This window comes from Burkholderia sp. AU17457, from assembly GCF_002223255.1.
Lineage (GTDB): Bacteria > Pseudomonadota > Gammaproteobacteria > Burkholderiales > Burkholderiaceae > Burkholderia > Burkholderia sola.
The window spans coordinates 1,375,499-1,401,336 of record NZ_NKFB01000003.1 but is presented as its reverse complement, the minus strand read 5'-3'; the positions used below and the strand labels follow the sequence as shown (position 1 = coordinate 1,401,336).

Genomic DNA, 25,838 nt, shown 5'->3' with positions numbered 1-25,838 from the left:
ATCTCCGTGCATACAAAAAGGTCAGGCCTTGCGACGACAAAGGGGTGTTATGAAACCAACGGCTTTGGGATCGGCAATACGCAGCATCGCATGGGCTGAAGTCGCGTTGACGGCGGCTTTGGGTACCACCGCTTACGCGCAGACAACGCCAGTCGACGGGAGCGTCGCCGCCGAGCAAACCGGCAGCACTGCCGCCACCGCGCCCGCGCCGGCATCGGGCACCGCCGCGGGCGGGCAGACCGTGAAAAAGCTCGACAAGTTCGAAGTGACGGGCTCGCTGATCCGCACGTCCGACAAGGTTGGCCACACCGAAGTGCAGGTCATCACCGCGAAGGAAATCCAGCAAAGCGGATACACGACGGTCGCCGATTTCCTGCGTTCGACCTCGGCCAATTCCGCAAGCAGCTGGGGCCAGACGACGATGAACAGCTCGGCCCCCGGTGGCGCCGGCATGGCGTTGCGCGGGCTCAGCGAGAAATACACGCTCGTGCTCGTCGATGGCCAGCGTGTCGCGAACTATGCGCAGTCGGTGAACTTCACCGACACGTTCTTCGATGTCAACGCGATCCCGCTGAACATGGTGGAGCGCGTCGAGATCGTCAAGACCGGCGCGGTGTCCGTCTACGGGTCGGACGCGATCGCGGGCGTCGTCAACATCATTACGAAGAAGAACTTTCAGGGCCTGCAGATCGACGGCCAACTCGGCAAGGCGCAGCATCCGGGCGACGGGCAAGGCAACTTCAGCGTACTGGCCGGCTTCGGCGATCTGAATTCGGATCGCTTCAACGTCACCGCGGCCGCCAGCTATTACCGCGATTCGGGCTCGACGCTCGGCGATCGCGACATGACGTCGGCGCAAGACTTCACGCAATATCCCGGCGGGCTGGCCGCGCCGCTCGGGCCGAACCAGCAGTCGTACTGGTCGCTGGCGGACGGCTCGAAGGTGCCGCTTTCGCCGTGCCCGCCGGGCAGCAAGACGAGCGCGACCAATTGCACGTACAACCCGGCCGCCTCGACATCGCTCGTTCCCTCCACGACGCGCCTGAACGCGAAGGTGCGCGCGACCTTCAAGATCGACGACAACACGCAGGCCTATGCGGGCTTCTGGGTGAGCCGCGATGAAACGGTCCAGTTGCAGGGGCCGGCCTCGATCTCGAGCACGACGAACATCTACAACCCTTCGACCGGGTCCGTTTCGCCGCTGCCGCGCACCGTACCGGTGAGCAACCCTTATAACCCGTTCGGCGTGCCGACGGCGATCAACCTGACCTTCCCGGGCAACGTCGTGGGGGCGGACACGGTATCGACGTTCTGGATGGCGAACACGGGCGTCAAGGGCGCGTTCGACGCGGGCAGGTTCGGCGCGTGGGACTGGTCGGCCGATTACGGCCACTCGCAGAGCACCGTCGATACGACGTATCGCAACCGGATCAACGTCGCGGGCCTCGAGAACATGCTCGCCAGCGGCAGCTACAACTTCTCGAACCCGGCCTCCACGCCAAATGGCCTGAAGGGCGTTTTCACGGACGACGATCAGCAGGCCATCTCGAAGGTCGACAGCGTGACGGCCAAGGCCTCGACGGCGAATCTCTTCACGCTGCCCGGGGGCGCGGTCGGTCTGGGCCTGGGCACCGAGTTCCGCCACGAATCGTCGACGATCAACCCGCAGACGCTCGCGTCGCAAGGCGTATCCGCGCCCGCGAACGTGCAGACGGTGGAGGGCTCGCGCAACGTCGCCGCCGCGTTCTACCAGGTCGACATTCCGATCCTGCACAACCTGACGTTCACGCAGGCGGGCCGCTACGATCACTACAGCGACTTCGGCGGGGCGTTTTCGCCGAGCTTTGCGCTGCGTTTCCAGCCCGTGCAAATGCTGACGACGTATGCATCGTATAGTCGCGGCTTCCGCGCGCCGACCCTCGTCGAAAACTCGCAGGCCGTCTATCTCTCTCACCAGAACCTCGTCGATCCGAACGATCCGAGCGGTGTGCCGACCAAGCACTTCACGACGGAGCAAGTCGCGGGCAATCCGAATCTTCAGCCCGAGCACACGAAGAACTACAACATCGGCTTCCAGCTTTCGCCAGACGCGATGACCGATATCGGCGCGGCGTTCTACAAGGTCCGCATCGACGGAGTCATCGGCACCGACGATCCGAACGCGGTGCTCGTCGCCAACGATCCCTCCCGCGTCGTGCGCAACGCCGACGGGTCGGTGCGTTACCTTGTGCAGCACTTCGTGAACCTCGGCGCGCTCGACACCGATGGTTTCGATCTCAACTTCCGCAAGGCGCTACGCACCAAGTACGGCACGTTCACGCTCGCAGGCGACTGGGCTTATGTGTGGCACTTCAAGCTGCACAGCCCCGGAACCGCACCGCAGGACTTCGCCGGCAACAACCTTGCGCTGCTGCAGCCGTTCGGCGCGAGCAACCCGCGCTGGAAGGGCAATACGAGCCTGAGCTGGGACTACCGGCAACTGACCACCACGCTGACCTGGCAATACACGGGACCCTATACGAACGCCGTGGCCGCGGAATTCGGCGACGGCGGCACGGGCTCGGTGGCGTCGTACAGCCAGTTCAACCTGATGTTCAACTACCGCGGCTTCAAGCATTGGACGATTTACGGCGGCATCACGAACCTTTTCGACAAGAAGCCGCCGTTCGACGTCGAGTGGCAAGCCGTGCCCGACATTACGGGCTATGACCAGTCGCTCTACACGGACCTCGGCCGATTCTTCCAGATCGGGGCGACGTACCGGTTCTGACGGCGAGGAAGCAGCCAGGCGGCAACGGTCCCGGCGCGCGGCGCGCGCCGGGACGACGAAGGATGAGCGAGGATCAGATCGGCTATATCGAGCAGAAGTACGGTGGTGAGATACACACGTTCGATCCGCTTGCAGCACGAACGACGGTGGCCGGCGGTATCTTCTTCATGTTTTCAATTTGACATAATCAACACCGCCCCGACCCCATTTCCTTCCGCTGGCGCGGGTTGCGCGGGGGTAGGTGTCACAAAATTTGTGACAGCGGCGTCTGCCTCGTTAGGCGTCGTCGAATAGATCGCCAGTCCAAGGGTCACGGTCGCGGCTACCCCGGCCGCTCGTAGGTTTCCCAGGGCGCGCGCCCATACCGATGCGTGCTTCTCGTCCAGTTGCTGCTCAACTTTCGCGAGCGTTTCGAACGGCGGGAGTTCTGCCATCTCGGCAAGCATCATGATTTGGCTCGCGTTGGGCTTTTCTCGTCCGGATCGCCAGTTGGATAGGTTGGACTGGTGGAACCCGAAACGCTGCGCGATCACGCCCAGCGATCCCTGTTTGCGCTTCGCTGCGTCCAGAAGTTCGGCGATCGTCATATCAAATCCTCTTGACTTTTTTGGTTAACACCAAAATAATGCGCTCGTGTGTTTGGCTTTTACCAAAAAGTTTTGGTGATGGCCCATAAACGCGCAGTCTATCAGTCTGGTTGGAAAGGTAAACCCCGGTCGTCGGGGTTTGTAAGTTAACGGACGGGGGTCTCCGTGGCTGCATATCGAGTCCATGCCTATACGCCGCACGCGCATGCCCGCGTTGCGACGATCGAAGTCCGCGCTCGTGATGGCGAGAGCGCGCGTCAGAAAGCCCGTGCCGAGTTGTGTCGGCAGGGCCGTCAACCGGATTTCCTAACGCTCGTGCCCGTTGAAGTCGGCGCGACGTTCAATCCCTTCCGAGTGTGAGCCGTGGCAAAGAGCCCGACCGATTACGTCACGCCTGATCTGTTCGACGGTCGTACGTCGGTGCCGCCGCGCCGGATGCCGATCGACGTGCGGCGTCGCGATATGCGGGCGGTCCCGGTAGAGGTCGCGGATGAGATTTGCGGCTGGTGCGGCGTTGACCGTGCTGGCGGCTGTGGTGCCTGTAGTGATCTGAGAGTCGTTGAGCGCTGAGAGCGCATTTTGTCGCCCGACATGGGCTTGTTTCATGTGATTAGTGGTCCTAATGGAGATAGGTATGAACAAGCAAAAGTTGTCCATTCTGCAAGTCATCAAGCGCGACGGTGTGTCCCAAAAGACGGGCCGGCCGTGGGCGATTCATTCGGCGCAATGCGTTCTGGAGCAGGACGTCGATGGTCAAAAGCAACTGCTCGTTGGCACGATCAACCTGCCGGACCACCTCAAGGCCGTCGAGCCGGGTGAGTACTTGGCTGACTTTGGGTTCTTCCAGTCGATGGAGGGCCGGCTTGAGCCGCGTATCACGTCGCTGGTGCCGTTCGGCATGCCCGTTGCGAAGCCCAAGCCGGGTGCGGGCGTGGGCGCGACGGCGTAAGGCCGTGGTGGCTCGATGCGGCTGCTCGGCGTGCGCGTGGGTATACCTATGGCGCGCTCGGTTGCTTGACGCGCTGTCGGCAGGCGATCACGGGTTGGCAGCGTCGAGCCTTTCGATGCTCGGCGGGCTGTGTGGGGTGTGGTGAATGGAGAGTCTTCCGATCGATGCGTTGGACCGGATTGCGCTTCAGCTGACGTTGCTGAACGTGATGCTCGGAACGTATCTGTGTTGCAAGGGCGTGGGCTACGTGTCGCGTGTTCTGCTGCGACGCGATCCACCGAAGAAGTCGATTCGTTCGAGGCTGGCCCAATCGGACGGATCCTAATCGGCGGGCCAATCAGGGAGAAAAACGATGTTGAAGATGAAGAAGCTGGTCGCGGGTGTGAAGGGTGCTGCTGCTCGCGCGGCGGTGGGTGTGGTGGCTGCGGGCGGTTCGGTTGCGGCGTTCGCGCAATCGACCGGCACGGGATCGACGTTCGACACGACCGGGATCGTCAGCGCGGTGAGCGGCACGACGGCGTCGGTCGTCGCGGTCGGCACGGCGGTGTTGGGTGTCGTGGCCGTGGCGTGGGGTATCAAGATGGTGCGGTCGTTCCTCGGTCGCTGATCGAGGGCGGGTGGTGTTGGGGCGGCGTTCTGGTGTCCGGGGCGTCGCCCTTTTTGTTGGCGAGGGCGAGGGCGTGAGCATGGGCGAGGCAATGAGGATGGGTTTCGGTGTGCGGCGGTGGTGTGCGGGCGCGTGGCGCGTGCTGGCCGTGCTCGTCGTTGCGCTCGTCGCTTCCGGCGCACGCGCTCAGTCCTCGGCGCTGGCGGCAAACATTGTTGTCTGCGGCCCGCAAGGCTTGGCGGGTGTCACGTATGTGAGTGCGGCAGGCCAGTCGGTTTCGTGCGGCACCGATGCGAACGGTAATGCACTGGTATTGCAGTTGAGCACGCAATTAGTTGCGCTGAACGTGAACGATACGACGGATGACGGCGGCGTTGCGGTCGGCTTGCCAATTGGCGCTGCGGTGCTCGGTGTGCTGGCGGTGGCGTTCGGATTTCGGGTACTGCGCAATCTGATCAATTCGTCGTCCGAGGGGTAAGCGATGCATATCGGCTTTTGGTTCGAAGTGGCGCTCGTCGTTGGGACGTGCTGGTCGGTCGGTTTGATTCTTTTTCTCTGAAGCGATACGCGGGGGCGTCATGCGGTTTTCTCACTTCGTTCCGTCGTGCGCTGCTTTGTTGTACGGCATCTTTGCGACGATGCCGCACGACGTGGCTTATGCGCAGGTGTCGCCGGATTCGACGTCGGTGCCGCGTGCGATTGCGCGGTTGATTGCAAACAAGGCGGGGCAACTGGGGTACACCGGCACGGCGTTGGATGAGATTGTCGCGGCGACGGAGCAGGCAATGGCCGCTGCCGCGCAAGCTGAGGCTGCCGCATCGGCAGGTGCATCGTGGCTGTTGGTAGGGCTACAGGCCGTTGTAGGGGCGGGGCTAATGGCGATCCCTACGTCGTTGGGTAACGATACGTTGACGACGTGGCAAATCAATAAGGACGGGACAGTGACGCTTGCGCATGGCTCTGGGGCAACGGTTTCAAGTCCTTATCCGCCGTTGAATCCGGGGGTTGCCGTGTGGTGCTACTACGGCTGGTGCGGGTCGTCGGGCGAGGCCGCCGTGCAGTCGTTTACGCAGTACAACTCGGGTATCTTGGCTACGCAAGGGCAGTCTGAGCGCCTGGTGAGTTGTTCCGCCGGTTCGAGTAGTAATTCAGTAACATGCACTGTTGAAATCGATCGAGTGTCCGATGGTTCCAGCTATACGCAGGATGGCTTTATCGCAAATCGAAATGGCACGTATGGCGGCGGTGCATGTGCGAGCGGGATGCTCGATAAGACCGGTGCTTGTACGGCCTATGTGCCGCCGAAGTCAACGACGCCGACTCCGGTGAAGGAATCGTTGCCTCAGGCTATTAGCGGCTTGTCGAACGACGAATTGAGCCAACCGCTGAACCCCGAGGTTCTCGCGGACGTTGTTGATGCGCTTTGGCAGGATGCATCGCAACAGTCCGGCTATCAGGGTATTCCGTATCCGGTTGATAACCCTGTTACTTCATCGGATGCGGGTGCGGTTCAGCAGTCGAATCCTTCGGCATGGCCGACAGTGGGCGGTGCGGCTGCACCGGTTGCGGCACCTTCGGGCGGTGGTAATCCGTACGTGATTCCGAGTCCGTCGACGGGTACCGGCACCGGTACAGGTACAGGTACAGGTACAGGTACGGGCACGGGAACAGGCACTGGAACGGGTACGGGTACCGGCACAGGAACAGGAACAGGAACAGGTACCGGTAGCGGAACGGATCCGGGAACAGGAACGGGAACCGGCACAGGCACTGGTTCGGGGTCCGGAGGATCGTCCGACACGTCGGACCTGTGTCGATTGAACCCGTCAATTGTCGCGTGTCAGCAGTTGGGCTCTGCGTCGGCGCCGACGTTGCCGGCGAGCGGCGCAACAGTTTCGCTTTCTCCCGTCTCGGTTGGTGGCCCGTCGAATCCGGTCTGTCCCGCACCTGTCAGCGTCGATGTGTTCGGGAGCCAACTGCTTATCCAGTATCAACCCGAGTGCGATTTCATGGTCCGCGTTAAGCCATTCATATTGGCGATGTGCGGGATCATCGCGGCGGGGATTTTTGTTGCGGGGCTCCGATCATGACGATTGCCGCGTGGTTAATGTCTTTGGTCGGGCCGATGCTGATTCAGGCGCTGATTGCGCTTGGCGTCGGTGTCTTGACCATCGCTGGAACAGACGTGGCGTTGAATCAGGCCATCGCATGGATTACAGGCGGCGTCGGTGGGCTGCCGAGCGACATGGCGAATGTGCTGGCGCTCGGCGGTGTTTTTCAGGGTGCGTCTTACATCGTCGGGGCCTTTACTGCGCGCGTGACGATGTTCGGTCTGTCGGCTGCTAAACGGTTCTTCCTGAAATGATTACGCTCATAACGGGGGTGCCCGGTAGCGGCAAGTCGTTGCGGGCCGTGTTTGAAATGTCGCGCGAGGTCAAGGCCGGTCGGCGACTCATGGTCGACGGCATCAAAGGTTTGGCGCTCGATCATGTCATGGTCGACGAGCCTTGGTTGCGAAAGTGGTTCGAGCATGCGGAAGCGCAGGACCTGATTGTCGTGGATGAGGCTCAGCGGATCTGGCCGCCTACGTCCGTGAGCGTGAAGCCGGGCGAGGATATCGAAAAGCTGCACGTGCATCGCCATATGGGCGTCGACTTCATCCTGATCACGCAACACCCGCAGCGAATCAACAAGACAGTGCGCGATCTGGTCGGCCGGCATGTGCACGTTCGCAAGCTGTTCGGGCTCAAGCGGGCGATGCTCTACGAGTGGGACCACTGCCATAACGTCGCGAGCCTTAAGGACGCGGTTAAAACGGTGTGGGCGTATCCGCGCTCCGTGTTCAAGCTCTACACGAGTGCCGAGGTCCATACCAAACCAAAGGCGGTCATTCCAAAGTCCCTGTTGTTGATACCTATTGCTGCTGTCGTCACGGTCGTCTCTGCATACGTCGGTTTGAAGTCGATGCATAGCGGCTTTGGTGCGACCAATAAATCGGGCGGTCAGGCATCGATGACGGCGTCGGGGCCTTCGGGTATTGGAGGGGTATCGAGCACGGCGGCAGCGTCGGACGGTGGCTCCGAAACTTGGCGAGTCGTCGGCCGCTATGCGTTGGGTAGCCGGGCGTTCGTAGTTGTCGCGAATGAGCGCGGTGCGCTGCGGGTCGAGGATTCCTCGCGGTTCGTTGGCGAAGGATTGGCGACGGTCGGGACCGTTGACGGGCAACGCGTCGGTATGTGGTCGGGCAAGCTACGGGGAACAGAAAAATGATGCGTGCGTTAGGCGTTGCGCTGTTGATGGTTTGCGGTCCTGTTTGGGCGGACGTGCCGGGTTTGCCCCCGTTGCCGCCGTCGCTCGCGTCTGCGCCTATGCCTGCGGTCGCGTTAAAGCCGCTGCCGCCCGTTCGCAATGGTGCGTTCGACCTGCGATTCGTGAACGTCGGCCAAGTGGTCGATCTTGTGTATGGAGACGCGCTCAAGGTGCCGCACGTGATTTCGTCGGACGTGCTCGAAGATAACCGGCTCGTGTCGTTTCAGTTCGATAGCAGCAAGGGCGATTTGCACGAGTTCTTTAAGGCGTTCCTCGATTCGCAAGGCTTCGAAGTGGTGACGCGTAGCGGCGTGGATTTCGTCGGGAAGAAGCGTGATGCGAGGCCGTCCGAACGCGAGACGTTCGTGTATACGCCGCGCCATCGCAGCGCGGGCTACCTGCTGAAACTCGTGCAGCCGCTTTTCGGCAGTCGGCTTGCGAGTGTCGCGCAAGTACTGCCAGTGCAGTCGGTCGCCGCGGCCGTGCCAGCTACCGCGTCCGGCGTTCCAGCGACTGTGCCGAGCGCGGCCGTGCCGGGTAATGACGGGCCGATGGCGGCGGCCGGCGATCAGCTCGTGTTCGTCGGTGCGCCGGGCGACGTGAAGCAAGTCAGGGCGCTGTTGCCCGAACTAGATACGGTGGTGGGCGAGGTCGTCGTACGGGGATGGGCGTATGAGGTTGACGATACGGACGGGGGGAATACGGGCTTTAGCATCGTCTCGCGGCTGCTCGGCGTGGGGCTGCAAGTCGGCGGGGGTTCGACGGCTATCGATACAACGGCGCTGCAATTCGGCGCGGGCCGACTGAGTTTCGCGATATCGGCGCTGAGTACCGATTCTCGCTTTCACGAGGTGTCGTCGCCGAATGTGCGGTGCGTGTCGGGGCAACAGGTCAAGCTCAATGTCGGACAACGTGTGCCCACAGTGTCAAGCATCAGTTACCAAGGGACGAGCGGCACGCCTGTGCAGTCCATTGAGTACCAAGATGCCGGCGTCATCTTCAACGTGACGCCGACCGTGCTTCAAGACACGATTCAGTTGAGCATCGATGAAGAAATTTCCAGCTTTGCGGCGACGACGACGGGCGTGAACGGCTCGCCGACGAAAAGCACTAGGTCACTGCAAACCGTCGCGGCGCTCAAGGATGGCGAGGTGATCGTGCTCGGCGGGCTGATTCAGGATCAAGACAGCGAGACGCATAGCGGGCAGCGTTGGTTGCCGTCGTTCCTGCGCGGGCACACGCGTTCGAAGGGACGAACCGAAGTTGTGCTCGTGCTGCAAGTGCAAAAGGTGTAAATGCCGGCGTGCGGGTGGGGCGTCTAGCGTTAGGAGTGTCCCGCCGTGTTCGAAGCGACGTACCGCCTCGGCGGTTGTGCGAAGTCGGGGCGGCTGCGGCCTCTCAAGGCCCCTCGCGGGACCGAGTAGCGGGTATCGGCGCAGGCCGTGAACGTAGGCGGTGCGGCAATGCCGGGGCACCCCTCATTGCTAAGCCGATTTTCCGGGGCGTCTGCCGAGCTATAGGGGGCTAGCGTAGGGCGCTTTCGCGGGCCGGCCGATGGTTGTGTAGGGGAACATGCTGGCGGGGCGCGCGCGGGCCTCCCGCGAGCCGCAGGCCGCGAAGGCCGGCGCGCGCAGCGCGCCTAAACTTGTACCTCTAACACTTAACGGAAACGGCCTACAGCAGGGCGCTGGCAGCAAGGCGGAGACAGGCGGCAGTAAAAGAAAAACCCGGCGATCGCGGCAACGATCCCGGGCGGTGGCAAACATCGGATAAAGGGCTATCCAACGTGAGCAACGATATTGTAGTCGATGGTGGGCGCGAGTACGGCGATGGCTTGATGCAGTTTTCGCCGTTCAGTGACGAGTACATTGTCCGCACGCGGCGCTTTGCCGATGGCCAGCAAGAGGTAGTGTCTTTTGCTGCGCGCATCCGGCGACACTTTCAAGAGATCAGGTTACGTCCCAGGGCAGCAAGGGGCGAGCGCGAAAAAGCTGACGGTGAGACTGATGAGCAGGTCACGGCGCGGGCGTCGAAGTCGTTGCAAACGTCTATCGAGCGATCAAAGCGCATGGTGCGGTTGAGGTGCAAGGCGATCGGCGCCGACCGCATGCTGACGCTCTCAACGCGTGAGAACGAGACGCGCGTCGAGGTTTGGGCGAAGTGGTGGGACGAGTTCCGTCGCCGGTTGAACCGCATTCACGATTTCCATTACGTCGCGGTGCTCGAGCGACAGCAGCGCGGCGCATGGCATATCCACGTGGCCGTGAGCGGCCGGCAGAACTGGAAACTGCTGCGCTCGATCTGGCTGTCGGTCGTCAGCAAGGCGGGCACCGATGGTGCGGTCAATGACAGCACCGGCAACAAGAAATGGCGTGCACTGGTGCGCCGGATGGGCGGCAAGGGACGGGCGATGCGCCATCGGATTGCCACTTACATCGCGAAATACATCGGCAAGGATGCCGACGCGTCGACGTTCAACAAGAAACGGTATTGGACGAGCCGGGGCATTGTCGTGCCTGAGGTCGAGCCGTACGCGCATCTGGGACCGGAGTTTGGTGCGAAGGATGCCATTGTCGAGGCGCATCGCGCTGTGTTGTCGGCCGGTTCCTCGTGCGACGGGGCGCAGTTTTACTGGAATCAGGGAATAGGCGTTTTCTGGATGGCGACGGGCAACGGGACGTAATGATTTTGAATGTATCGGTAATGCACTCGAAGCCAACGTAACAGATTGCAACAGATTGTAGTCAGCGTTTGCTTAAATGCCGGACATTCGTGTTTTTTGTCGGGGTGGGTATGCACGGATTGCTTCCGATTTTAGCTGTCGGTCTGGTTGCGATTCTTCTAATGACTGGCGGCGCTAAGAAAGGTGCGAGCGGTCCTAGACGCGACGGTTCTGTGCGTTACGTTCGCCGTCGGCTCATGACGGCTCGGGAATTTCAGTTTTTTGGCGCGTTACGGGCGGCGCTTCCTGATGCGGTGATTCATTCGCAGGTGGCTATGGCTGCGCTTATTGACGTTGAGGGTGCGAACCGGTCGGCGCGGAATTCGTTCGACCGAAAGATTTTCGATTTCGTGGTATGTCGCGCGGACGGGGATGTGCTGTACGTAATCGAGTTGGATGACAGGTCGCATGCGTCGGGGAGCGCACGTCGTCGTGACTCGGTTAAGGACGATATTGCGGCCGCTGCTGGTTTGCGTGTGGTGCGATATCGGAGTGTTGGCACGGACGCGGCCGTTTTGCGACGCGATTTCGAGTCGCTGGATGCGTTGGCGACGGGTAGCGCGAGGCGTGTCGCCTAGCTATGGTTCAATTGGAGCTGTGGGAACGTGAGCCGTTGTCTGGATCTCAGTTGGCGGCGGTGGTCGGCGAGATACGGAATTTGTACTGGCATATTCGTAACACGCGTCCGGGGCTGCACGACGCACGTCGTCGGCGCGTGTATCGTCAAATCGCGGTGCAAAAAAAACGCCTGCTCGTGGCAGGCGTCTCGAAGCGTGAAGTTTTGGACTTCCTAGCGTGTTGCCGGGCGAGGCAGTGTCGGGATACATGTTGCATAGGCTGCGTTCAGCCAGCGGCGTAGCTTGCGCATCCAATTTGACATAATCAACATTATCGACATTTTTGTTTGTGGCAGCCATATCCTAATGTCGTGTTCTGGCTATTTACAGATGTCGTGTTTTTGACTGCTGGCATGCTGGACGGCTCGTTGAGCAAGCGCGGGAGCCGACCATGCAGCCAGCCGGATTGGTGACACTGACGATGCGAGAGCTTGATCGACTCAAGGTGATCCAGGCCGTGGTGGATATGGGTTTGAAGCCCGGGCGTGCAGCCGAACGGCTGGGCCTGAGCGTGCGCCAGGTAGAACGGCTGGTCATCCGGTATCGCGAGCACGGACCTGGCGGCGTCGCTTCGGGCCGTCGTGGCCGGCCAGGCAACCGCAAGCTCGACGACGGGCTCGCGTTACGCGCCTTGACCATTATTCGAGAGCGCTACGCCGATTTTGGGCCGACGCTGGCCTGCGAGAAGCTCTGGGAGTGTCACGGCATTCGGCTGGCCAAGGAGACGGTCAGGAAGCTGATGACAGACGCAGGTTTGTGGATTCCGCGCCGGCAGCGTCCGCCGAAGGTCTACCAGCCGCGAGCGCGCCGGGCGTGTCTGGGTGAACTGATCCAGATCGACGGCTGCGATCATCGGTGGTTCGAGGAACGAGCGCCGGCCTGCACGCTGCTGGTGTACGTGGACGACGCGACGAGCCGGCTGATGATGCTGCACTTCACGCAGGCGGAGTCGACGTTCAGCTACTTCGAGGCCACGCGAATGTATCTGGAGCGCTACGGCAAGCCGGTGGCGTTCTACAGCGACAAGTACAGCGTGTTCCGCAATACGAGCGCCAGCAAGACCGGCCAGAGCGTGACGCACTTCGGCCGGGCGATGTACGAACTGAACATCGACACGTTCTGTGCGAACAGCAGCTCGGCCAAGGGGCGCGTCGAGCGGGCCCACCTGACGCTGCAGGATCGGCTGGTCAAGGAGATGCGACTGCGCGGCATCAACACGGTAGCGGACGCCAACGCGTATGCGCCCTCCTTCATCGCCATGTATAACGCGCGCTTCGCGAAGCCGCCGCGCAGCGGCTTTGATGCGCATCGGCCGCTGCGATCCGACGAGGATCTGGATCTGCTGCTGACCTGGCGTGAGACACGCCGGGTGACGAAGGCGTTGACGGTGCAGTACGACCGGGTGCTGTACCTGCTGGACGATACGCCGGAGAATCGAGCGTGGATACATCGCGACGTCGAGGTGTGGGAGTACCCGGATGGTCGGATTGAAATCCGAGCAGCCGGTCAGATACTGGCAGCTCAGTCCTATGACCGGCTGGCTGAGGTCGACCAAGGCGCAATCGTGGACCACAAGCGGCTGAGTCACGCGTTGCAGGTGGCGCAAGCGTTTCAGGCGCAGCGCGACAGCCGGCGGATCGGCACCGCGCCGTCGCGAACGCATCGCGGGCTGCCGGTGCGGGCAAATGAAGCGCAACCCGGCACGAAGAAACCCCGCCGGTTCACGGTGGCTGACATGGAAACGGCGATTCTGGAAGTTGCGTCAAAAGCAGAAACTGAGCGGCGGTCTGCGAAGGCCCGCGGGTGAACGTAAGCGCCCTGCTGCTTCGGGCTTGGCGCTTCAACGTTCAATGATGGAAAGGCCGATGAAACATGCGACATCTGAATTTAGCTGGCGCTACGACATCTGAATCCGGGTATGACATCGTTTGTAGTATGGAACTAGAAATTGCGCGCCACGCCGACCATGAACATGTCCTGGTCCTTGTCGTTGCCGGTTGCGACACGATTGAAGCGCAAGCTTGCCGCCCAGTCGTTCGTGATCTGATAGGCCACTTGCGCGCTGAGCAACGCATTGAGCCGTGTCGTGCCCGAAACATCGTTCCGATCCCGCGAGAGATACGGACCGACGCCTGCCGAAAGCGTCCATTTGTTCTTGATCGGCGCGACGTACCAGAATTGCGCGGCCACGCCTCGTCGGCCGGCAACACCATTGTTGCCTTCATAGATGAAGCTCGCCGAATACGCCCACGCATTGCCGAGCGGCCGCTTGACTTCGACCATGTATCCCTTTTCGATCGGCACTTGCGGACGGTTCGTCTGCGACGTCCCGGCCCAAACGCCGACCTGCGTCTTGCCGTCCGAAAACGCCGGGCGAGGATCGCCGCCGAAATCCGAGCCGATACCGAAGAGCACCGCGTCGGAGTTGAATCCGCCGATCATCTGGACGTGGTTGTACTGCAGCTTGAGGAAGAAGCGGTTGGGAACGACGTAATACCGCACCGCTGCCGACGCACGCCCCAGCGCTTTTCATTGCGTGGCTGGTCGTCGACATGTGTCGTGTCCATGCTGAAATACGGGCCCGCCGAAAATTCGAGCGCCAGACGACTGCCGACCGGCCAACGAAACGAACCCAGGGCGGCGAAACCGTCACGGTGGTGATCCAGCGGATGCCCCTCGTTCATGTACGCGAGGTAGACCGACAGGTAATCGTTCAAGACGTCACCGAAGCCGACTTCGTAAGCACGCCAATGCATGTCGCCGCCCTCGGTCGCGCGTCCGTCGCCATACACCGCATAGACGTTGAGCGCTCGCTCCGATGGTTTGGGCCCGATCGGCGAGCTTGAAGGACCGTCCTCGGCGTGCGCGTGTGCCGGGCACGCCAGTATTGTCAGACCAGCGATCGAGCTTGCAAGGACGAAGCGCGAACAGATGCGACGGCACTTTTCCATCTGGACACCCTCACCTCGGTCACCACGATTTCGTGGACAAGCTGATAGCGATTATAGGCGGCGTCCGGTCAGTCGGCTGACGTGTATCGCATGCCGACCTACCCTCCCGATCCCGCCAAACCGCTCATTTACCCTGCAACTACCACTACTGCCAGTACCTGCACTGTCCCTGCCCCCGTAACCTTGTCGTCATCGCTGGCGCGCCGTCGAAGGCCGCGCCGCTTCGACCGGAGACACGAACAGATGCCATTCGACTGGACACAGGAACAGCACGCGACGCGTGCGCGGTTTCGCGATATCGGCGCGGAGATCGCCATCGCCGTGGAGCAGGACGGCCGCACGCCCGCCGAATTCGACGAAACCGGCTGGACGCGGCTCGGGCACGAAGGACTGTGGGACATGATCGTGCCCGAGACGTATGGCGGCGACGGTCACGGCTGGTGGCATTTTTCCGCGGCGCTCGAAGGGCTTGCGTCGTCGATCCGCCGCCCGGCGCTGCTGCTGTCGGTGATCGCGCAGGCCGGCATGGTGCGCGCACTCGAGCGCCATGGCACGGCGGCGCAGCAGGACCGCTATTTCGGCTCGATCCTGCGTGGCGAACTGAGCGCGACCGCGATTGCCGAGCCGGGCACCGGCACCGACGTGCGCAGCATCGCGACGACGCTCGCCGAGCACGGCGACGGCTACCGGCTGACCGGCAGCAAATTCAATATCGCGCATGCGCCGCTCGCGCGCTTCATCCTCGTCGTCACGCGCATCGAAACGCCGGGCCGGCGCAACACCGCGCTCGTGATCGTCGATCGCGACCAGCCAGGCATGACGGTGGCCCCGCCCGACCGCAAGCTGGGCCTCAACGACCTGCCCACCGGGGCGCTGCATTTCGACGACTGTCCGATCACGCGCGGCCAGTTGCTCGGCGAACCGGGCGCCGGGCTCGGCAACCTGATCGACATCATCTCGCTCGGCCGTCTCTATTACGGCCTCGTCGCGGCCCAGGTGACGGCGCCCTATCTGCGCGATGCGATCGGCTATTGCCGCGAGCGACGCAGCTTCGACAGCACGATCGATGCTCACCAGTACGTGCAGCGCCGTCTCGTCGACCTGCAGATCGGCATCGAGCGCGGTACGTGGCTCGCGCGCGGCGCGCTCGCGCAATTGCTGACGGATCACCCGCAGGCGTTGATGACGTGCTCGGTCGCGAAGCTGGTCGGCGCACAGGATCTCGTCGACGGCGCGATCGGTCTCGTGCGGCTGTACGGCAGTCTCGGCTATCAGGCCGGGCCCGTGGCCGCGTTCGCGTCGGACGCGCTGGGCTTCATGAGCGTCGGCGGCACCGAGGAAATGCATCGCAAGAACATCTTCAACCAGATGATGCGCGCCGGCTGAGTGCCCGCGCCATCGCCACGCGCAGCCCCGCGCCCTACAGGAAACCACGCATGACACCGACGAACCGACGCCCTTCCCGCCTGCGCCGCTCCTGGCTCTTTCTCGCCGGCGCCGATCACGATGCGCTCGTTGACGGCACCGCGAGCGGAGCGGATGTGTTGATCCAGGAACTCGAAACCTTTACCCCGCCCGACCGGCGCCCGGCTGCGCGCGAACTGAGCGAGCGGGTGCTCGCGGGCTGGCGCGACGCCGGCGTGCTGGCCTCCGTGCGCGTGAATCCGCTCGACGCAGGCGGCATCGACGACCTGCGCGCCGCGATGCGCGGCCGTCCGGACATCGTGATGATGTCGTACGTCGCGACGCCCGAGCAGGTCGTCGCGCTCGACGAAGCCGTCACGCGCTTCGAGCGCGAATACGACATCGCGCCGGGCTCGACCGAACTGGTGCCGAACGTCGAGACGACGCTCGGCCTCGTGAACACGATGGCGATCGCGCGCTCGAGCCCGCGCGTGTCGGCCGTGCTCGTCGCGACCGAGGACATGGTGGCCGACATGGGCGCCGAGCGCACCCGTGCGGGCCGCGAGCTCGACTACGTGCGCTCGCGCTTTCGTGTCGAATGCGCGGCGGTCGGCGTGACCGCGATCGACTGCCCGTACAGCTATGCCGACAACGAAGGCGCGGAACGCGACATGCGCGTGTCGCGCGGCCTCGGCTACCAGGCGAAAGCGATCGTCAACGCACAGTTCGTGCCGGTCGTCAATCGCGTGCTGACGCCGACGGCCGATGAAGTCGCCCTCGCCCGCCGCGTGATCGACGCGTTCGATCACGCGCGGCGTACCTCCGGCGGTCGCCGTGTGGCCGCCGCCGTCGTCGACGGCTTCCTCGCGGAAGTCCCCGACTATCTCGCCGCGCATCGGCTGATCGCCCGCGCGACGCAATTCGGCATCGCATGAGTGTCGCCATGGATACGATCGCCACGCGCCTGAAGGCGCTGAAAACCCTCGCGCATGCCGCGCCGCACGTGCCGGCCGACAACTGGGCCGCCACGCCGCACGCGCAGTTCGAGCGCTGGCTCGACGAGGCCGTGACCGCGGGCGCGCTCGAACCGCAGGTGACGACGCTGTCGACGGTCCGCCCGGACGGACGGCCCGATGCACGTTCCGTCGTACTGCTGAACCTCGACGCGCGCGGCTGGCATTTCGCGGCGAACGCGCGCAGTCCCAAGGGGCGCCAGCTCGCGAACCGGCCATTCGCGGCGCTGACGTTCTACTGGCCCGCGATCGCGAGCCAGATCCGGCTGAGCGGCCCGGTCGAGCGCTTGCCGGACGCCGAAGGCCATGCCGATTTCGCGAGTCGCCCCGAGCGGTCGCGCGCAAGCATCCTGGCCGGACGGCAAAGCGAACGGCTCGACGATCCGGCCGATCTGACGCGTGCGATCGACGCGCAGCTCGAACGGCTGGCCGCGGATCCGGCGCTCGTGTCGGACGACTGGCACCTGTATACGCTGGCGCCGGACGACGTCGAGTTCTGGCGGGCCGACAGTTCGCGCCGTTTCGCGCGGCAGGCTTATCGTCGCGTCGGCGAGCGCTGGGAGCGGTGTGCGCTATGGCCGTGAAGCGTGACGAACCGCCGTCGCTGCCGCGCGACGGCGCGCACGACCGCCTGCACGACGACACGCGGCTCGCGCACGCGGGCCGCGACAGCGCCGCGTGGCACGGCTTCGTCAATCCGCCCGTCTACCATGCGTCGACCGTGCTCAGCCCGACGGTGTCGGATCTGCTGAACCGCACGCAGCCGTATATCTACGGCCGTCGCGGTACGCCGACGACGGAGGCGCTCGAGCGTGCGGTGACGAGCCTCGAAGGCGGCGCCGGCGCGGTGCTGTGCCCGTCGGGCCTGTCCGCGTGCACGCTCGCGCTGCTGTCGTGCCTGACGCCCGGCGACCATCTGCTGATGACCGCGTCGGTCTACGGCCCGGTGCGTCACGCATGCGAAGGCGTGCTGGCGCGGCTCGGCGTCGAGACGACGTGGTACGACGGCAGCACGCCCGTCGCGGCCGCGTTTCGTCCGAACACGCGCGCACTGTACGTCGAGGTGCCCGGGTCCTACACGTTCGACATGCACGACATCCCTGCCCTCGTGCGGCTCGCGCACGCGCACGGCGCGCAGGTCATCGCGGACAACAGCTGGGCCACGCCGCTGTTCTTTCAGCCGCATGCGTTCGGGATCGACGTGTCGATCCAGGCCGGCACGAAGTATCTGGTCGGGCACTCGGATGCGATGCTCGGCACGGTATCGGCCAACGCGCGCGCGTGGCCCGCGCTGAAGCAGCTGCATGGCGATCTCGGACTGTGCGCGGGCCCCGACGACGTCTATCTCGCGCTGCGCGGGCTGCGCACGCTCGGCGTGCGGCTGCGGCAGCACCAGCGCAACGCGCTCGCGGTCGCGAGCTGGCTCGCGCGGCGTCCCGAGGTGCAGCGCGTGCTGTATCCGGCGTTGCCAGGGGATGACGGCCACGCGCTGTGGCGCCGTGATTTCCGCGGCGCGTCGGGGCTGTTCTCGGTCGTGCTGCAGCCGGCTCCCGCGCAGGCGATCGACGCGTTTCTCGATCATCTGACGCTGTTCGGGCTTGGCTATTCGTGGGGCGGCTACGAGAGCCTCGCGCTGCCGTTCGAGCTGGACGCGCACGGTCTCGCGGCGCGCTGGCCGTCCGGCAGCCGCGGCGTGCGCCTGCACATCGGGCTCGAGGATGCGGACGACCTGATCGCCGATCTTGCGGCGGGCCTCGACCGCTACGCGGCATGCGCGTCGATCGCCGCCTGCGAGGATGCCGCGCGATGCTGACCGTCTGGGGCCGCCGCACGTCGTTCAACGTGCAGAAGGTGTTGTGGCTCATCGGCGAGCTCGGCCTGCCTTACCGGCATATTGCGGTCGGCGGCGAGCACGGCTCGCTGCAGACGCCCGCGTTCGCCGCGCTGAATCCGACCTGCCGGATTCCGGTGATCGACTGGGACGGCGACGTCGTGTGGGAGTCGCACACGATCCTGCGCTATCTCGCCGCGCGCGTGCCGAACAATCCGTTCTGGTGCCGCGACACGTTCGCCCGTTCGCGCGCGGAGCGCTGGATGGACTGGTCGCAGACCACGCTCGAACCCGACGTGATGACCGGGTTGTTCTGGGCACTCGTGCGAACGCCGCCGGAGCGGCGTGACGAAGCGATGGTGCTCGACAAGGCCGCGCGCAGCGCGACGCATTACCGGCTGCTCGACCGGCTGCTGTCGACCCAGCCGTTTCTCGGTGGCGCGTCGCCGGGCCTGGCCGACATTCCGGCCGGCACGACGCTGTTCCGCTATTTCTCGCTCGACGTCGAGCGGCCGCCGTTGCCGCACGTCGAGGCCTGGTACGCCCGCCTGTGCCGGCGGCCCGCCTATCGCGAACAGGTGATGGTGTCGTTCGACGCGTTGCGCGGCCAGCCGGGCTGACCTTCTACCGACCATCCGACATGACGCACTTAGCCCTTCGTCCGATCCTGATCGTGCTGCATCGCGAACAGTCGAGCCCCGGCCGGATCGGCCGGCTGCTCGCCGCCCGCGGCCATCCGCTCGACATCCGCCGTCCGCCGCTCGGCGATCCGTTGCCGGCGACGCTCGCCGACCATGCGGGCGCCGTGGTGTTCGGCGGGCCGATGAGCGCCAACGACGACGATCGCTGGATCCGCGACGAGATCGACTGGATCGGTGTGCCGCTGCGCGAGGCGGCGCCGTTCCTCGGCGTCTGCCTCGGCGCGCAGATGATGATTCGCCACCTGGGCGGTCGCGTGAACGCGCATCGCGACGGACGCGCGGAAATCGGCTACTGGCCGATCGCCGCGACGCCCGCCGGCCGGCGACTCGGTTCATGGCCGTCGCACGTGTACCAGTGGCATCGCGAGGGCTTCGAGCGCGTGGCCGGGCTCGAGATCCTCGCGACCGGCGAGCATTTCGAGAACCAGGCCGTTCGTTACGGGCCGCGCGCGTACGGTGTCCAGTTCCATCCGGAAGTGAGCTATCCGATGATGCGGCGCTGGAGCACGGCGGCCGCGCACAAGCTGACGGTGCCCGGCGCGCAGGACCTGGCGACGCAGGCCAGCGAAGGCCGCCGGCACGACCGCACGACGGCCGCGTGGCTCAGCGCGTTTCTCGACCGCTGGCTCGACGAGACGCCGGCATCGGCGTCAGGTGGACACCGTCACGTCGGAGATGCTGATCAGCCCCCACTCCACCGCGCGCAGCACGGCTTCGTGCCGACGTGACACGTTGAACTTGCGACGGATGTTCATGAAGTGGAAGTTGATGCACGACTCGGTCACGTTCAGGATGTGGCCGATTTCCCACGAGGTCTTGCCGGCCGCATGCCAGCGCAGGCATTCGACCTCCCGCCGGCTGAGGCGCGGCACGCTGTCGGGCGGTGCGTGGCAGCGCGTGCCCGCGATCGCTTCGCAGGCGATGTCGCGCAACAGCGTGAGCGCCGCCAGATGCCGGTCGCAGCGCTCGCGCGTGGCGGCGAGATCGTCCGCGCTCGCGCACGACAGCATGCCGACCTCCCCCTTCGGGCCGCGCACGGGCAGCACGACGCCGCTGCGCATGCCGTATGCGGCCGCCGCTTCGTAGCATGGCCGTTGCCCGGCCAGCCCGAACAGCGTGTCGTCCCAGACGAGCGGCAGCGCCGAGCGGAAGCAATGTTGCAGCGTCGGATCGATGCGGTCGAACTGCCGCTGCCGGTACAGCGCCGTCCAGCCCGGCACGCCGCTGCTCCATTTGCGCGCGAGATCGAACGATGCGCCGGTAAACGGCAACACGATCAGCACGACCTTGTCGAATCCCATGCCGGCGGCCGCGTCGGTCATCCGCTGCCATGACGCATCCGTGTCGCCGGGTACCAACCATTTCAGACAATCCAGTCCTTTCATACAAGCCACCCCGTTTATTTGTTGGAATCTGCAATCAGGCGGACTTGCGCAACCGGTTCGAGGCGTTGCGCGCGAACGGGCCGCGCTAGACCGCCTCCATCAGGCGTCGCCGGCCGGCCTGCTTCGCATCGTCGAGCGAAGCGGTCACGTCGAACGGAATCCCGAACGCCTTTTCGATGCCGGCCGCGTTGGCGATGGCCGCTTCCCGCTCGTTCGGGTCCGGTTCGACCGACACGAGCGCGCGGCAAACCGCGGCGAGCGCGGCGCGGTTCTGCTTGAGCCACATGCCGCGTTCCTTGCGGTCGTCATGCTGCTCGTCGGGCCGGGCCGGCGGAAAGATCATGACAAACGGCTCGCCGTGCCGCATCAGCGCGTGCATGTCGTCGAGCCAGCGCTGCGCGTAGCCGCGGGATGCAATGGCATCGTTGCGGACGATGACGAGCGGAAATTCCGTGACGTCGAACACGGCGAGCGCCGCCAGTGCGGAGGTGGCGTTTTCAGCGTGGTGGGTAGGCATCGGGTCAATCTCCATCGAATTGAACAGCATGGGTCGGAACGGGCCGCGCGGCGCCCGCTTCATCGTTTCGCGGCGGCGCCGGGGCCGAACGGCGGACGGGCGAGCCACACCACCGCGATCACGGCGAGATACACGCAGCCGAGTGCGAACGACACGTCGTTGAACGAAATCTGGTATGCCTGCGCGTCGACCAGGTTGCCGAGCAGCGTCGCCGCGCGTTGCGGATCGCCGCCGCCGAGCTGTGCGAGTTCGGCGCGAACGGCCGGATCGAACTGGCTCAGGTGTTCGCTGAGCTGCGCGTGATGCAGGATCGCGCGCCGGTCCCACAGGAACGACGTGATCGACACGGCGAAGCTCGCGCCGAGCGTGCGCAGGAACGTCGACAGGCCGGAGCCCGCGGCGATCTCGTCCGGCTTCAGGTCGGACAGCAGGATGCTGTTGATCGGCATGATGAACAGCGCGAGGCCGAGGCCCTGCAGCAGCTGGATCAGCGCGATGTGCGTGAAGTCGACGTCGGGCACGAAGCCCGCGCGCAGGAACGACGACGTGCCGAGGATCGCGAACGCGCAGCACACGAGCACGCGCATGTTGAAGCGCGGCGCGTACTTGCCCATGAACGGCGTCATCAGCACGGGGATCACGCCCATCGGCGCGACGGCCAGCCCGGCCCAGAACGCCGTATAGCCGAGCGTGCGCTGCAGCCATTGCGGCACGATCACGTTGACCGCGAAGAACGCCGAGTACGCGAGCACGAGCGTCAGCGTGCCGGCCGCGAAGTTGCGATGCGCGAACAGCCGCAAGTTCACGATCGGGTTCGGCTCGTTGAGCTCCCAGATCAGGAACAGCGCGATCCCGAACGCGGCGACCACCGACATCACGACGATGAACGTCGAGTTGAACCAGTCCGCTTCGTTACCCTTGTCGAGCACGATCTGCAGCGCGCCGACGCCGACGACGAGCGCCGCGAGGCCGACATAGTCGACACGCGCGGCGACCGTCGTCTCGACGCGCGCGCGCATCTGCGCGAACACGCACATCGCGGCGAACACGCCGATCGGCAGATTGATCAGGAACGCCCAGCGCCACGAGTAATGTTCCGTCACCCACCCGCCGAACACGGGGCCCGCGATCGGCGCGACGACGGTCACCATCGCGATCATCGACAGCGCGAAGCCGCGCCGCTGCGGCGGGTAGATCGACAGCATCAGCGCCTGCGTGGTCGGGATCATCGGCCCGGCCACGAGACCCTGCAGCGCGCGGAACGCGACGAGTTGCGGCAGGTTTTGCGCGAAGCCGCACAGCAGCGACGCGAACGTGAACGCCAGCGTCGCCCACACGAACAGCCGGACCTGCCCGATGCGCTTGACGAGAAACCCGGTCAGCGGCAACGCGATCGCATTGCTGACCGAGAACGTCGTGACGACCCATGCGCTCTGCGTCGTGCTGACGCCGAAGTTGCCGGCGATCGTCGGCAGCGATACGTTCGCGACGGTGCCGTCGAGCACCTGCATGAACACCGCGAGCGCGAGGCCGAACGTCGTCAGCGCGACGTTCGACGGACGAAAGCCGGCGTCGGCGGCCGGCATCGGGCCGCTCATCGCACACGCTCCGCACGCACGGCCGCCGGCAGGTTCGCATGCACGACGTCGGCGATCAGGCTGTCGGCGCGCGCGAGCTCGTCGCGGTACACGTCGGTCCGGAACACCGGCGCATCCTGCGCGCGATGCGACAGCATCGCACCGCTGCGGTCGTGCTGGTCGACGCGCGCATGCATCGACAGGCCGATGCGCAGCGGATGCGCGTCGAGTTGCGACGGGTCCGTCAGTTCGATGCGCACTGGCAATCGCTGCACGATCTTGATCCAGTTGCCGGTCGCATTCTGCGCGGGCAGCAGCGAGAACGCGCTGCCGGTGCCGACGCCGAGGCTCTGCACGCGGCCCGTATAACGCACGGCGTCGCCGTACAGGTCGGCGGTCAGTTCGACCGGTTGGCCGATCCGCATGTGCTCGAGCTGCTTTTCGGTGAAGTTCGCGTCGACCCACAGCTGGCGCAGCGGCACGACCGCGAGCAGCGGCACGCCCGGCGACACGCGCTGCCCGACCTGCACCGTGCGCTTCGCGACATAGCCGGTGACGGGTGCGACGATGTCGGTGCGCGCACGGGCCAGATAGGCGGCGCGCAGCCGCGACGCCGCGGCCTGGACGTCGGGATGCGACGCGACCGCGGTGTCGTCGACGAGCGCCTTGCTCGTCTGGTGCTGTTCGCTCAACGTCGCGAGCGCGCTTTGCGCGGCGGCGTACGCGCTTTGCGCGGACGTCAGCGTGTCGAGCGCATGCGCGAGCTCCTCGCGCGAGATCGCGCCGGAGCGGCCGAGATCCTCGCGGCGCCGGTAGTCGGCCTTCGCCTTGTCGAGCGCGGTGCGCCGCGCGTCGAGGTCGGCGCGTGCGCCGTCGATACTGTTCGCGAGCCCGCGCTCGTTGCTGTACAGGCCACGCACCTTGCGCACCGTGGCCGCGAGATCGGCTTGCGCGGCCGCGAGCGCGATCTGCGCGTCGCTTGCGTCGAGACGGACGAGCGGCGTGCCGGCGCGAACGAGATTGCCGTCGTCCGCATCGATCGACACGACGGTGCCCGTCACCTGCGGTGTCAGCTCGACGACGTTGCCTTGCGCGTACGCGTTGTCGGTGGATTCGTACCAGCGGCCGACGATCCCGTACCAGATGCCCCAGCCGACGATGCCGAGCGCGAACACGGCGACGAGCGCCCGCACGAGGTACTTGCGTCGTGCGGGCGGCGGTGTGGCCGGTGCGGCGCCGCCCGGCGCCGGTTGCGTGCGGGCGTCCGACCCGCCTGGCGCGCGCGGCGCACCGGTGTGGTCGGCCGACGGGGGCTGGCGGGCATGGGCCGGATCGGCGGCTGCGGGCCGCGCGGGAGTCTGCAGGGTGTTGTCGCTGCTCATGGTTCGATGTCAAGGACGGTGGGAGGGAGTGGCGGCGAGCGCGACGTCGTCCGGCTCGGCGTGGAAGCCGCCGCCGAGCGCGGCGACGAGCTGCAGCGACTGGTCCGCGCGCTGGGCGCGCAACGCGGCGACTTCGCGGCTCGCGATCAACAGCTGCTGGCGCACGACGAGCGCGTCGAGGTAGCTGCCGACGCCGGCCCGGTAGCGCGCGTCCGCGAGCCGCCACGCATCGGTGGCGGCGTCGAACGCCTGCTGCTGCGCATCGACCTGCACCGCGAGCGAATGCAGCCGGTGCAGATCGTCGGCCACCTCGCCGATCGCGCCGATCAGCGTCTTGTTGTAGCTGGCGACCGCGACGTCGTATTGCGCGTCACGCTTGCGCAGCACGCCGCGCCGTTCGCCGCCGTCGAAGATCGGCAGGCTCACGGCCGGGCTGACGTTGTAGGTGCGCGAAGCGGCCTGGAACAGCGATGCGCCGCCGCGCGTCGCGAGACCGATCAGCGCGGTGAGACTCACGTCGGGCAGGAAGTCCGCGCGCGCGGCCGCGACGTTGCGGCTCGCGGCTTCCACCCGCCAGCGTGCGGCGACGAGATCGGCGCGCCGGCCGAGCAGCGCGGCCGGCAGGTCGGCCGGCACCGCGAGCGCGGCGGTGGGCAACGGCGCGGGCCGCACGAGCGCGAGGCCGCGATCGGGGCCTGCGCCGAGCAGGATCGCGAGCGCGATGCGCGCGCTGTCGATCGCCTGCGCCGCGCGTGCCTGCTCGCGCATCGCGGCCGCGACCTCGCTTTCCGCCTGGCGTTGCTGTGCGACGTTGTCGATGCCTTTCGTGACACGCTGACGCGTGAGCGACAGCGCTTCGTCGGCGCGCTCGTATTCGGCCCGCGCGACGTCCTGCTGATCGAACGCATAGGCAAGATTCACGTAGGCGCGCGCGACGTTGACGGACAGCAGCACGCGCGCGGCCCGCGCATCGATCCGCGCGGCCCGCGCTTCGCCGAGCGCGGCTTCCCACGCGGCGCGGCGGCCGCCCCACAGATCGAGATCCCAGCTCAGGCCGAGATTGATCTCGCGCGTGTGGCTGAAGAAACCGCCGCCCTCGCTCGCCGAGAACTGCGTGCCGGACGTGCGTTCCCCTTTGGCGCTGGCGCGGCCGACGAGGTGCGGCAGGCGCGCAGCCTGCGCTTCGATCACGAGCGCCTGCGCTTCGCGCGCACGCGCATCGGCGGTCGCGAGATCGGGATTGCCGGCAAGCGCCTCGTCGATCAGCGCATTCAACTGCGCATCGTTCAGCGCAACCCACCAGTCGGCGGCCGGCCAGTCGGCGGCCGGCGCATGCGCGAGGCTGCGCGACGCGGCGAGCGTATCGGCGCCGCGCAGCGTGCCGGCGGGCGTGAGCCCGTCGCGGCTCGCGCATGCGCCGAGCATGGCGAGTGCCACGGTGACGGCCATTCGCGACAGGACGCGCGACGCGACGGCATCGCGTGGCGGCGGAGCAAGTGCTGCATGCATCGCATTC

General features: G+C 65.3%; 24 protein-coding genes and 1 pseudogene. 17 read left to right on the top strand and 8 right to left on the bottom strand.

What is annotated here, in order from left to right:
• The first annotated feature begins 49 nt into the window (after positions 1–49).
• Positions 50–2,770 (top strand): TonB-dependent receptor plug domain-containing protein, encoded by a 2,721-nt coding sequence (locus CFB49_RS09110; RefSeq protein WP_089491185.1) that lies wholly within the window; start codon positions 50–52, stop codon positions 2,768–2,770.
• 173 nt (positions 2,771–2,943) lie between these two features.
• On the opposite strand, the gene CFB49_RS36255 is transcribed toward CFB49_RS09110, so the two are convergent.
• Together CFB49_RS36255 and CFB49_RS35570 are read right to left on the bottom strand one after the other, a co-directional pair.
• On the bottom strand, positions 2,944–3,357 hold the full coding sequence (locus CFB49_RS36255) for a transcriptional regulator (RefSeq protein WP_089491184.1): 414 nt from the start codon (positions 3,355–3,357) through the stop codon (positions 2,944–2,946).
• Between the two features lie 306 nt (positions 3,358–3,663).
• The gene (locus CFB49_RS35570) at positions 3,664–3,963 is read right to left on the bottom strand and encodes a hypothetical protein (protein ID WP_143329266.1); all 300 of its coding nucleotides are present in this window, start codon (positions 3,961–3,963) and stop codon (positions 3,664–3,666) included.
• A gap of 28 nt (positions 3,964–3,991) precedes the next feature.
• Between CFB49_RS35570 and CFB49_RS09100 the strand changes: the two genes are divergently transcribed.
• From CFB49_RS09100 to CFB49_RS09045, 10 genes are all read left to right on the top strand, one after another.
• Entirely contained in the window at positions 3,992–4,306 is a 315-nt protein-coding gene (locus CFB49_RS09100) for a cellulose synthase (RefSeq protein WP_089491450.1), read from the top strand.
• 352 nt (positions 4,307–4,658) lie between these two features.
• Positions 4,659–4,913 (top strand): major capsid protein, encoded by a 255-nt coding sequence (locus CFB49_RS09090; RefSeq protein ID WP_244101388.1) that lies wholly within the window; start codon positions 4,659–4,661, stop codon positions 4,911–4,913.
• Positions 4,914–5,010: 97 nt separating this feature from the next.
• Positions 5,011–5,391 (top strand): major capsid protein, encoded by a 381-nt coding sequence (locus CFB49_RS09085; protein ID WP_179234872.1) that lies wholly within the window; start codon positions 5,011–5,013, stop codon positions 5,389–5,391.
• Between the two features lie 100 nt (positions 5,392–5,491).
• Positions 5,492–7,003, top strand: coding sequence for a virulence factor TspB C-terminal domain-related protein (locus tag CFB49_RS35565; protein WP_143329264.1), 1,512 nt, complete (start codon positions 5,492–5,494; stop codon positions 7,001–7,003).
• Positions 7,000–7,278: a DUF2523 family protein gene (locus CFB49_RS09075; protein ID WP_089491180.1), complete on the top strand. Its 279-nt coding sequence runs from the start codon at positions 7,000–7,002 to the stop codon at positions 7,276–7,278. Before CFB49_RS35565 ends, CFB49_RS09075 begins: the two co-directional genes overlap by 4 nt.
• Positions 7,275–8,183, top strand: coding sequence for a zonular occludens toxin domain-containing protein (locus CFB49_RS09070; RefSeq protein WP_089491179.1), 909 nt, complete (start codon positions 7,275–7,277; stop codon positions 8,181–8,183). The genes CFB49_RS09075 and CFB49_RS09070 overlap by 4 nt, the downstream gene beginning before the upstream one ends.
• Positions 8,180–9,517, top strand: coding sequence for a type II secretion system protein GspD (locus CFB49_RS09065; protein ID WP_089491178.1), 1,338 nt, complete (start codon positions 8,180–8,182; stop codon positions 9,515–9,517). The genes CFB49_RS09070 and CFB49_RS09065 overlap by 4 nt, the downstream gene beginning before the upstream one ends.
• Positions 9,518–10,059: 542 nt before the next feature.
• Positions 10,060–10,905 (top strand): rolling circle replication-associated protein, encoded by an 846-nt coding sequence (locus CFB49_RS09060; protein WP_089491448.1) that lies wholly within the window; start codon positions 10,060–10,062, stop codon positions 10,903–10,905.
• Between the two features lie 110 nt (positions 10,906–11,015).
• Positions 11,016–11,522, top strand: a complete 507-nt coding sequence (locus CFB49_RS37125) for a DUF2726 domain-containing protein (RefSeq protein WP_089491177.1) — start codon at positions 11,016–11,018, stop codon at positions 11,520–11,522.
• A gap of 430 nt (positions 11,523–11,952) precedes the next feature.
• Positions 11,953–13,368 (top strand): ISNCY family transposase, encoded by a 1,416-nt coding sequence (locus CFB49_RS09045; RefSeq protein ID WP_089491176.1) that lies wholly within the window; start codon positions 11,953–11,955, stop codon positions 13,366–13,368.
• Between the two features lie 134 nt (positions 13,369–13,502).
• Here the strand turns inward: CFB49_RS09045 and CFB49_RS37070 are convergent.
• Positions 13,503–14,512, bottom strand: a pseudogene (locus CFB49_RS37070) (hypothetical protein).
• A gap of 243 nt (positions 14,513–14,755) precedes the next feature.
• Here CFB49_RS37070 and CFB49_RS09035 point away from each other — a divergent pair.
• Genes CFB49_RS09035 through CFB49_RS09010 form a run of 6 tightly spaced genes read left to right on the top strand, consistent with a single transcriptional unit; the run spans position 14,756 to position 20,189 of the window.
• Complete coding sequence (locus CFB49_RS09035) at positions 14,756–15,898, top strand: acyl-CoA dehydrogenase family protein (RefSeq protein ID WP_069620764.1); 1,143 nt, start codon at positions 14,756–14,758, stop codon at positions 15,896–15,898.
• 50 nt (positions 15,899–15,948) lie between these two features.
• On the top strand, positions 15,949–16,851 hold the full coding sequence (locus CFB49_RS09030) for an HpcH/HpaI aldolase/citrate lyase family protein (protein ID WP_089491175.1): 903 nt from the start codon (positions 15,949–15,951) through the stop codon (positions 16,849–16,851).
• An 8-nt stretch (positions 16,852–16,859) separates the two neighbouring features.
• A complete protein-coding gene (locus CFB49_RS09025) occupies positions 16,860–17,513 on the top strand; it encodes a pyridoxine/pyridoxamine 5'-phosphate oxidase (RefSeq protein ID WP_084044463.1) in 654 nt (217 codons plus the stop codon).
• Positions 17,504–18,742: a cystathionine beta-lyase gene (gene metC / locus CFB49_RS09020; RefSeq protein ID WP_069620761.1), complete on the top strand. Its 1,239-nt coding sequence runs from the start codon at positions 17,504–17,506 to the stop codon at positions 18,740–18,742. Before CFB49_RS09025 ends, metC begins: the two co-directional genes overlap by 10 nt.
• Positions 18,736–19,380 carry a glutathione S-transferase family protein gene (locus CFB49_RS09015; RefSeq protein ID WP_069620760.1) on the top strand — a complete coding sequence of 215 codons (645 nt, stop codon included), beginning with the start codon at positions 18,736–18,738 and terminating at the stop codon, positions 19,378–19,380. Before metC ends, CFB49_RS09015 begins: the two co-directional genes overlap by 7 nt.
• Before the next feature lie 20 nt (positions 19,381–19,400).
• Entirely contained in the window at positions 19,401–20,189 is a 789-nt protein-coding gene (locus CFB49_RS09010) for a glutamine amidotransferase (protein ID WP_089491174.1), read from the top strand.
• Here the strand turns inward: CFB49_RS09010 and CFB49_RS09005 are convergent.
• The 5 genes from CFB49_RS09005 to CFB49_RS08985 form a co-directional block, all read right to left on the bottom strand.
• On the bottom strand, positions 20,112–20,846 hold the full coding sequence (locus CFB49_RS09005; protein WP_084044462.1) for an autoinducer binding domain-containing protein: 735 nt from the start codon (positions 20,844–20,846) through the stop codon (positions 20,112–20,114). The two genes, CFB49_RS09010 and CFB49_RS09005, sit on opposite strands and share 78 nt — an antisense overlap.
• 85 nt (positions 20,847–20,931) lie before the next feature.
• Entirely contained in the window at positions 20,932–21,363 is a 432-nt protein-coding gene (locus CFB49_RS09000) for a hypothetical protein (RefSeq protein WP_089435356.1), read from the bottom strand.
• A gap of 59 nt (positions 21,364–21,422) precedes the next feature.
• Positions 21,423–22,961, bottom strand: coding sequence for a DHA2 family efflux MFS transporter permease subunit (locus CFB49_RS08995; protein WP_069620757.1), 1,539 nt, complete (start codon positions 22,959–22,961; stop codon positions 21,423–21,425).
• Positions 22,958–24,322, bottom strand: a complete 1,365-nt coding sequence (locus CFB49_RS08990) for an efflux RND transporter periplasmic adaptor subunit (RefSeq protein WP_089491173.1) — start codon at positions 24,320–24,322, stop codon at positions 22,958–22,960. The genes CFB49_RS08995 and CFB49_RS08990 overlap by 4 nt, the downstream gene beginning before the upstream one ends.
• 9 nt (positions 24,323–24,331) lie before the next feature.
• Positions 24,332–25,831 (bottom strand): efflux transporter outer membrane subunit, encoded by a 1,500-nt coding sequence (locus tag CFB49_RS08985; RefSeq protein ID WP_089435064.1) that lies wholly within the window; start codon positions 25,829–25,831, stop codon positions 24,332–24,334.
• Positions 25,832–25,838 lie beyond the last annotated feature (7 nt).

Bases quoted from the DNA above. Each gene is read 5' to 3' on its own strand.
- CFB49_RS09005 (WP_084044462.1), bottom strand. From the start codon at position 20,846: ATGAAAGGACTGGATTGTCTGAAATGGTTGGTACCCGGCGACACGGAT.
- CFB49_RS08985 (WP_089435064.1), bottom strand. From the start codon at position 25,831: ATGCATGCAGCACTTGCTCCGCCGCCACGCGATGCCGTCGCGTCGCGC.
- CFB49_RS35570 (WP_143329266.1), bottom strand. From the start codon at position 3,963: ATGAAACAAGCCCATGTCGGGCGACAAAATGCGCTCTCAGCGCTCAAC.
- CFB49_RS09015 (WP_069620760.1), top strand. From the start codon at position 18,736: ATGCTGACCGTCTGGGGCCGCCGCACGTCGTTCAACGTGCAGAAGGTG.
- CFB49_RS09035 (WP_069620764.1), top strand. From the start codon at position 14,756: ATGCCATTCGACTGGACACAGGAACAGCACGCGACGCGTGCGCGGTTT.
- CFB49_RS09075 (WP_089491180.1), top strand. From the start codon at position 7,000: ATGACGATTGCCGCGTGGTTAATGTCTTTGGTCGGGCCGATGCTGATT.
- CFB49_RS08990 (WP_089491173.1), bottom strand. From the start codon at position 24,322: ATGAGCAGCGACAACACCCTGCAGACTCCCGCGCGGCCCGCAGCCGCC.
- CFB49_RS09045 (WP_089491176.1), top strand. From the start codon at position 11,953: ATGCAGCCAGCCGGATTGGTGACACTGACGATGCGAGAGCTTGATCGA.
- CFB49_RS09060 (WP_089491448.1), top strand. From the start codon at position 10,060: ATGCAGTTTTCGCCGTTCAGTGACGAGTACATTGTCCGCACGCGGCGC.
- CFB49_RS09030 (WP_089491175.1), top strand. From the start codon at position 15,949: ATGACACCGACGAACCGACGCCCTTCCCGCCTGCGCCGCTCCTGGCTC.
- CFB49_RS36255 (WP_089491184.1), bottom strand. From the start codon at position 3,357: ATGACGATCGCCGAACTTCTGGACGCAGCGAAGCGCAAACAGGGATCG.
- CFB49_RS09010 (WP_089491174.1), top strand. From the start codon at position 19,401: ATGACGCACTTAGCCCTTCGTCCGATCCTGATCGTGCTGCATCGCGAA.
- CFB49_RS35565 (WP_143329264.1), top strand. From the start codon at position 5,492: ATGCGGTTTTCTCACTTCGTTCCGTCGTGCGCTGCTTTGTTGTACGGC.
- CFB49_RS09100 (WP_089491450.1), top strand. From the start codon at position 3,992: ATGAACAAGCAAAAGTTGTCCATTCTGCAAGTCATCAAGCGCGACGGT.
- CFB49_RS09110 (WP_089491185.1), top strand. From the start codon at position 50: ATGAAACCAACGGCTTTGGGATCGGCAATACGCAGCATCGCATGGGCT.
- CFB49_RS09025 (WP_084044463.1), top strand. From the start codon at position 16,860: ATGGATACGATCGCCACGCGCCTGAAGGCGCTGAAAACCCTCGCGCAT.
- CFB49_RS09065 (WP_089491178.1), top strand. From the start codon at position 8,180: ATGATGCGTGCGTTAGGCGTTGCGCTGTTGATGGTTTGCGGTCCTGTT.
- CFB49_RS09085 (WP_179234872.1), top strand. From the start codon at position 5,011: ATGGGTTTCGGTGTGCGGCGGTGGTGTGCGGGCGCGTGGCGCGTGCTG.
- CFB49_RS08995 (WP_069620757.1), bottom strand. From the start codon at position 22,961: ATGAGCGGCCCGATGCCGGCCGCCGACGCCGGCTTTCGTCCGTCGAAC.
- CFB49_RS09070 (WP_089491179.1), top strand. From the start codon at position 7,275: ATGATTACGCTCATAACGGGGGTGCCCGGTAGCGGCAAGTCGTTGCGG.
- CFB49_RS37125 (WP_089491177.1), top strand. From the start codon at position 11,016: ATGCACGGATTGCTTCCGATTTTAGCTGTCGGTCTGGTTGCGATTCTT.
- CFB49_RS09090 (WP_244101388.1), top strand. From the start codon at position 4,659: ATGTTGAAGATGAAGAAGCTGGTCGCGGGTGTGAAGGGTGCTGCTGCT.
- metC (WP_069620761.1), top strand. From the start codon at position 17,504: ATGGCCGTGAAGCGTGACGAACCGCCGTCGCTGCCGCGCGACGGCGCG.
- CFB49_RS09000 (WP_089435356.1), bottom strand. From the start codon at position 21,363: ATGCCTACCCACCACGCTGAAAACGCCACCTCCGCACTGGCGGCGCTC.